This window comes from Dermacoccus sp. UBA1591, from assembly GCF_002322065.1.
In the GTDB taxonomy this organism is placed as follows: Bacteria; Actinomycetota; Actinomycetes; order Actinomycetales; family Dermatophilaceae; genus Dermacoccus; species Dermacoccus nishinomiyaensis.
On record NZ_DCNR01000082.1, the window covers coordinates 2,985 to 9,612 of the forward strand.

Consider the following 6,628-nt stretch of genomic DNA (forward strand, 5'->3'; position numbering starts at 1 on the left):
ACGAGGATCGAGAAGCTGCTCAGGCCGAACAGCCGCACCGACAGCGCCATGACCCACAGCGACGCAGGTGGTTTGTCGACGGTGATCGAGTTCGCCGCGTCGGAACTGCCGAAGAAGAACGCCTCCCAGTTCTGGGAGCCCGCCTGTGCCGCAGCGGAGTAGAAGGCGTTCGCCCAGCCACTGGCGGTGAGGTTCCACAGGTAGAGCGCTGCAGTCGCCGCGAGCAGGGCCAACAGCGCCGGGCGGGCCCAGTTCGGGTCGTCGTGCGGACCGGTGACGAGGCGCGTCAGCGAGGTGCGGGAGGTGTTCGAGGCCGTGGTGCGGATGCCGAGAGCGCCGGGGGTATCGCCGGCATCGGGGCTTGTCGCGCCACGGAGCGTCATGTCGGTTGCCCGGCGGGAGCGATGACGCGGTGCGCGCCGCGCGAGGCGTGAGCCGGCGGCTGAGATCGAGGAGTTCATGGCCCCGAGCGTCACGACCTCGGCTTTGGCCCGGCTGTGCGACGACCAGCCCGGGGCCGTGCAGTGACCGGCCGACAGGCGCCTTCATGAACCGACGACACGCCGGGCACAGCTTCTCCACAGTGCCGGCGCGCAACGTCGACGGCGGATGACGGGCGAGCGCCCGCGACGTCGCGCCCCGAGGCGCCAGGCACGAAGGAGACACGATGGACCACGACGACCCCCGACCCGACGCACACAGCATGAACGACGACGACCCGACACTGCACGACATCCCGCCCGTCCGCCGCACTGCTCTGCCCCACACGGGCACCGATGGCGACGCCGGCACGGACTACCGCGGGGGGCCGGAGCAGGAGGCGCCGTTTGCCTCGGGTGCTTCGGCCGGCAACGACACGGCAGGCGCTTCGGCGCCGGCACCCGAGCGATGGTCGGCGAAGAAGTCGGCGCTCGTGTCGGCGCTGGCCATGGGCACGGCGTCGCTCGTGTCGATCGGCGCGGCCGCGGCGATGCCGGCCGGAACGTCGGGGGGCGGCATGGGCGGCGGAATGGGCGGGCCCGGTGGCACGTCGCAGAATCAGCAGGGCACGACTGGTGAGATGGGCCCGGGCATGCAGATGCCCGGCTCGGGCACCTCGGGCTCCGGTACGAACGGAACGTCGGGCGGCACCACCAGTTCTGCGGGTGCATCTGGATCTGGCACGTCCGGATCTGGCACGTCCGGATCCGGTGCGTCCGGATCCGGCACCGCAGGCCAGGGCAGCGGGACGAGCGGGGGCGCCCAGGGCCAGGCGCCCGGCGGCTCGGCGGGCAATGCGAACCAGCAACCGCCGAGCGGCGGGCAGATGCCGGGCGCCGCACCCGGAGGCACGGGCGGAAACGCCGGAACGTCAGGAAGTTGACGCCGGACACCACCAACTGGCGGCCTCAGACTGGCGATACGGGTGCCCGCGCCGGCCTCCCCTCAGGCAGCGCGGCGTTTCACCCACTGCCCGAGCTGGGTGAGCACCGCGGGCTGCGGATCCTTGCCCGCCGCCACACGTTTGGCAGCGCCGGCCATGGCCGCGTCATAGACGGGCCGGAGGAGACGCTTGGCGCCGTAGGCGACCCGGCCGTCCGGGTCGGTGAGGATGATGTGTCGGCGCGCGCCGATCCCGGCGAACGCGGTGCGGGCGACATCGGCCGCCGAACGATGCGAGCCGTTGATGAGCTCGACGGCGTTGGCCTCCATCTCGGTGTCGGATCCGGCCAACGACTGCGCGAGGTTCGTACGGAAGAACGACGGGCAGATGACGCTGACGTCGATGCCGAACGGCGCCAGTTCGTTCTGCAGCGTCTCGCTGACGGCGACGACAGCGGCCTTCGTCGCGTTGTATGTCGCCATCGCCGGCGCGTGGACGAGCCCGGCGAGCGAGGCGGTGTTGACGATGTGGCCGCTGCGCTGCGCCTTCATCATCGGGGTGAACGTGCGGCACCCCCGCACGACGCCCATGAGGTTGATCGACAGCGCGCGCTCCCAGTCGGCGATCGCCGTCGTGTCGATGCGCCCGCCGACGGCGATGCCCGCGTTGTTGACGAGGATGTCGAGGCGCCCCCAGTGCTGCTCCACCCAGGCGAGGGCATCGGCCCAAGCGGCATCGTCGCGCACGTCGAGCGTCAGGTAGTCGACGCCGTCCGGCACGCTCGCCGGGCGCTCGGCGTGGAGGTCCGCGACGACGACGCGGGCGGCGTCGGCCACGAAGAGCTTGACGAGTTCGAGGCCGAGACCTGACGCGCCACCCGTGACGAGGACGCACTGACCGGCGTGGCTGGGGGCTGTTCGGCGGCTGAGCTTCATGGGTTTCACGGTAGGTCAGCCACCGGCCGGTTCGCGGCGCTTTCGTCGCTTCGGATGCGGGATGCGTCAGCGGCGCACGGCGTCGATCTCGAGACGTACGTAGTCGAGCACCGGCTCGGCCATGGCCTCGCGCACCGCCCGGGTGAACTCGCAGCCCTCCTGCTCGCTCATGCGCTCGAGGTAGGAACCGAGGCAGACGGTCGCGAGGTAGCGCTCCATGACGTCGGGGTCGTCGAGGCGGATCGGGCTCGGGCGCAGTGCGACGCGCTCGACGTCGAAACCGTTGCGCTCCAGACGTTCTCGCGTCTCCTCGGGCGAGGCGAAGGCCTTCGGGGCGAAGCCCTCGGCGTTGACGGCCGCGATCGCGCGCTCGACGTTCTCGATGTTGCCCTCGCCGCCGGAGTCGCTCGTCAGCCGGCCACCCGGGCGCAGCACCGCGGCGAGGTGGGCGAACAGCGTCTCGTGATCGCTGATCCAGTGAAAGCACGCGACGCTCATGACGGCGTCGAACGGGCCTGGCCGCGCGCCGAGCTCCGCGACGTCAAGTGGTTCGGTGAGGTCACGGACCGCGAATGCGGCCCCAGACCCGACCCGCTCGCGGGCCTGCGCGATCATCTGCGACGAGCCGTCGACGCCGACGAGGTCGACACCCGGATGGCGCGACAGCAACTCGGCCGCGTCGCGGCCGGTGCCGCATCCGGCGTCGAGCACCCGTTCGTCACCGCGCAGCGTCATGCGCTCGATGGTGCGTCTGCCCCAGCCGACGTGCGGCAGCGGCAACTCGTCGTAGCTCTTCGCATCCCATTCGCGGGTCATGGCTGGCGCGCTCCTCACGGTGTCCGGCCGGCCGGGAAACCAGCTCTCTTGACATCAAGATACTTTACATCGAGATGAATATTGGGGCTCCGCCCGTGCGGCCCACCCAAGCCGTGCGATCCGTGACGCCCTCGCGCCCTACCCCTCGAGCAGGCCGGCGATGTCGTCGGAGGTGAGACGACCGCCGCCGGCACCGGCGTCGACGACGTCGTCGAAGAGCTTGCGCTTCTTCTCCTGCAACTCCATGACCTTCTCCTCGATCGTGCCCGCGCTGACGTAGCGGTAGACCATGACGTGCTTGGTCTGCCCGATGCGATGTGCGCGGTCGATGGCCTGATCCTCGGCCGCCGGGTTCCACCACGGGTCGAGGACGATGACGTAGTCGGCCTCCGTCAGCGTCAGCCCAGTGCCGCCTGCCTTGAGGGAGATGAAGAACGCGTCGGCCTCGCCGCTCTTGAACTCGTCGACGACCTGCTGACGGTTGCGCGTCGAGCCGTCGAGGTACGTTGTCGAGACGCCGGCGTCGGCTGCGGCCTCGCGCACGATCGCCAGGAAGTCGGTGAACTGACTGAACACGAGGGCGCGATGCCCTTCCGCTGCTATCGCGGCGAGTTGCTGCACGACCGTCTCGACCTTGCGGCTCACCGAACGCCCGGCGAACTCGTCGTCGACGAGGGCCGGGTCGAGTGCGAGACGACGCAAGCGGGTGAGCGCGGCAAGGATCTCGACACGGTTGGCGTCCGGATCCTTGAGCAGGCCCATGAGGCGCTGCTGCTCGCGCCGCAGGTGCCGCTTGTAGACGCGCTCGTGCTGCGGCGACATCGCGACGTCGACGCGCTGCACCTGCTTCTCGGGCAGATCGGGCGCGACGTCGCCCTTGCGTCGACGCAGCATGAGCGGGCCGATGCGCCGTTGCAGGCCCTTGAGCGCGTCTGTGGCGACGTGCCCCTCCCCCTGCTCGATCGGCTTCCGGTAGCGACGGATGAAATCCTCCGGGCGTGGGAACAGCCCCGGCGCGACGAGGTTGAACAGCGACCACACGTCCATGACGGAGTTCTCCAGCGGTGTGCCGGAGATCGCGAGCCCGAACGGCGCGCCGATCTTCTTGACGGCCTGGAAGGTCTGCGACGTGTGGTTCTTCACCATCTGCGCCTCGTCGAGGATCAGCGCGCGCCACCCGCAGGCATGGAACGCGTCGGCGTCGAGCCGTGCGATGGCGTAACTCGTCACGACGACGTGCGGAGCGTCCCGCTGGATCTCCTCGGCCACCTCGGTGCCGCGCTTCTTCGACGTCTCGGCGAGCACCCGAACCTTCAGCTCGGGCGCGAACTGCTCGGCCTCGCGCGCCCACACGCCCAGCACCGACGTCGGTGCGACGACGAGTGCGGGCGTCGTGTCGAGTTCGCCTGCGACGCGGGCGCGTTCGAGCATCGCGAGGGTCTGGATCGTCTTGCCGAGCCCCATGTCGTCGGCGAGCACGCCGCCGAGCCCCGCGTCCCACAGGTTGGCGAGCCAGGCGTATCCCTCGAGTTGGTAGGGGCGCAGGGTCGCCCGGAACGACGGGGGCAGCTCGACGCTCTCCGGTTTCCACCCCGACCTCGTCAGCCCCTCGACGGCCGCCTGCCACTGGGAGCGCTGCGCCTCGACGATGCCGAGCCCGACGAGCTGATCCCACAACCCGATGTCGTAACGGCTGATCTGCAGGCCGTCGCTCTTCTTGTCGGTGAGTTGCTGCGCCTCCTCGAGCACCTTGGCGATGTCGAGCAGCTGCGGTGAATCGAGACGGAAGTATGTGCCCGACGGCAGCATCATGACGTCGCGCCCCTTGCTCATCGCCTCGATGAGGTTGGGGTACGGCACCTCCTGGCCGTCGACGCTGATCGTGATCTGCAGGTCGAGCCAGTCGGTCGCGAGGCCGGCCTCATTGACGCCGACCTGAACGATCGGATCGTCCTCGGCCTCCTCGTAGGCGGGCAACTCGCCCTTCATGACGACGTCGACGCCGTCGATCGCCCGCAGCTCGGGGATGGCGTCGGCAAGACGCACGGCCTCCAGACCGGTCAGTTCGGCGGTCTGCTTGACCCATAGGTCAAAGGCCGGCACGGCGCGCGTCAGCCGCAGACGGCTCAACGGCAGCGCCGCGCGCGCGATGACGGCGGCCTCGCTGGAGAACTGGCGCCCGCGCCCCATCGGCGGCGAGGGGACACGACGTTCGCCGTACGTGAAGAACGTCTCGACCTTCGCCTTGCCGACGGTGACCGGCTCTACGACGAGCAAGAGGCGCGGTTCGACGGCGTCCGTCAGCGTCTGCGACGCATCGCTGACGCTCGTGTGCCGGCGGATCTGCGGCAGGAACTCGGCCTCGAACTCGGGCACGTCGGCTTCGGGCACCTCGATGACGTCGCCGAGCAGGAGCGGTTGGAGCAGGGCGTGTGGCGGTTCGTGGAACGGCACGAGCTTGAGGCTGCCGCGGTCGAGGATGGCGACGCCGTGGGCCGGATCGCCGACGAGCGTCGCCGTGCCGAACTCGGGTTCGAGGTCGACGCCGACGACGTCGGCCGTCAGGACGAGCCCGCCGTCGCGTCGGTGGACGCCGAGGCTCACCTCGGCCGGTTCGGCGAGAGTGACGCCCTCACCCGGCGTCGCGGCGAGCATCAGCGTGACGCCTGCGTCGGTCAGTTCGGCGAGCGCCTGCCAGACGCCGGGGCGCAGTTCGTCGAGGTAGACGGTCTGGCCGTTGCCGATCCGCGGTTTGTGGGGCGTGATGAAGCGGCGCAGCGCCTCGCTCTGGTGCTCCTCGGCCTCGGCGATGCCGGCACTGCTGCGGGCGTCGAGCCATGTCGCGGTGCGCGACCAACGGCCGGTACGCATGAGTTTCGTCGGTTTGAGCTCGAACCGCTGCACGGGTGTCGAATCGGTCAACGACGCCGGCCGGGCCTTCGGCTCGAACTGCAGGCCGAGTTGCGCGCGCCATGCATCACTCGACGGGCTCGCCGACCTCGCCGAGGCGCGCTGCGACTCGTCCGGACCGAGGCTCGCCGTGAGCTTGTCGCGCCACGAACTCGTCGAGGACGCCGCGGCCCCGCCGAAGAGGGGAACGACGTTGGAATCGGCGGCGTTTCGCGTGCCGGACGCGGCCGATGTGCGGCTGACGCTGCCCTCGCGCACCCCCGACGTCAGCGCGCGACGAGCGGCGAGGATCGAGGCGACCGCATGCTTGCACTCGGTCGCGACAGGACACGTGCAGCGCGAGACCCACAACGGCTCACCGTTGCCGGCCTCACCCTTGTACGTGACGAGGCACTGATACGGCGCGAGACCGTTGCCGGTGACCGTGCCCATGAGGACACGCCCGCGATCAGCCGTCGCGAGCGCGATGACCTTGCCCCCGATGGCGTAGTCGAGACCACGCCCGAAGGCGCCGTCACCGACGACGGCAGCCAGGCCGGCGTCCGTGCTCGTCAGCACCCACGTGGCCTCGTCCGGCTCGAACTTCATCACGTCCGCGAGGCTA

4 protein-coding genes and 1 pseudogene are annotated in these 6,628 nt (G+C 70.2%); 1 reads left to right on the forward strand and 4 read right to left on the reverse strand.

The window, feature by feature from the left end:
- Nucleotides 1-461, reverse strand: a pseudogene (locus tag B2284_RS08560) (glycosyl transferase); the annotation flags it as partial.
- A 206-nt stretch (nucleotides 462-667) separates the two neighbouring features.
- Between B2284_RS08560 and B2284_RS08565 the strand changes: the two are divergent.
- The gene (locus tag B2284_RS08565) at nucleotides 668-1,363 is read left to right on the forward strand and encodes a hypothetical protein (RefSeq protein WP_286697392.1); all 696 of its coding nucleotides are present in this window, start codon (nucleotides 668-670) and stop codon (nucleotides 1,361-1,363) included.
- Nucleotides 1,364-1,425: 62 nt separating this feature from the next.
- Here the strand turns inward: B2284_RS08565 and B2284_RS08570 are convergent, their stop codons facing one another.
- From B2284_RS08570 to B2284_RS08580, 3 genes are all read right to left on the reverse strand, one after another.
- Nucleotides 1,426-2,298, reverse strand: a complete 873-nt coding sequence (locus B2284_RS08570) for an SDR family NAD(P)-dependent oxidoreductase (RefSeq protein ID WP_170957250.1) — start codon at nucleotides 2,296-2,298, stop codon at nucleotides 1,426-1,428.
- Nucleotides 2,299-2,364: 66 nt separating this feature from the next.
- A complete protein-coding gene (locus tag B2284_RS08575) occupies nucleotides 2,365-3,114 on the reverse strand; it encodes a class I SAM-dependent methyltransferase (RefSeq protein WP_136788664.1) in 750 nt (249 codons plus the stop codon).
- Between the two features lie 138 nt (nucleotides 3,115-3,252).
- Nucleotides 3,253-6,612, reverse strand: a complete 3,360-nt coding sequence (locus B2284_RS08580; protein ID WP_240742535.1) for a DEAD/DEAH box helicase — start codon at nucleotides 6,610-6,612, stop codon at nucleotides 3,253-3,255.
- Nucleotides 6,613-6,628 lie beyond the last annotated feature (16 nt).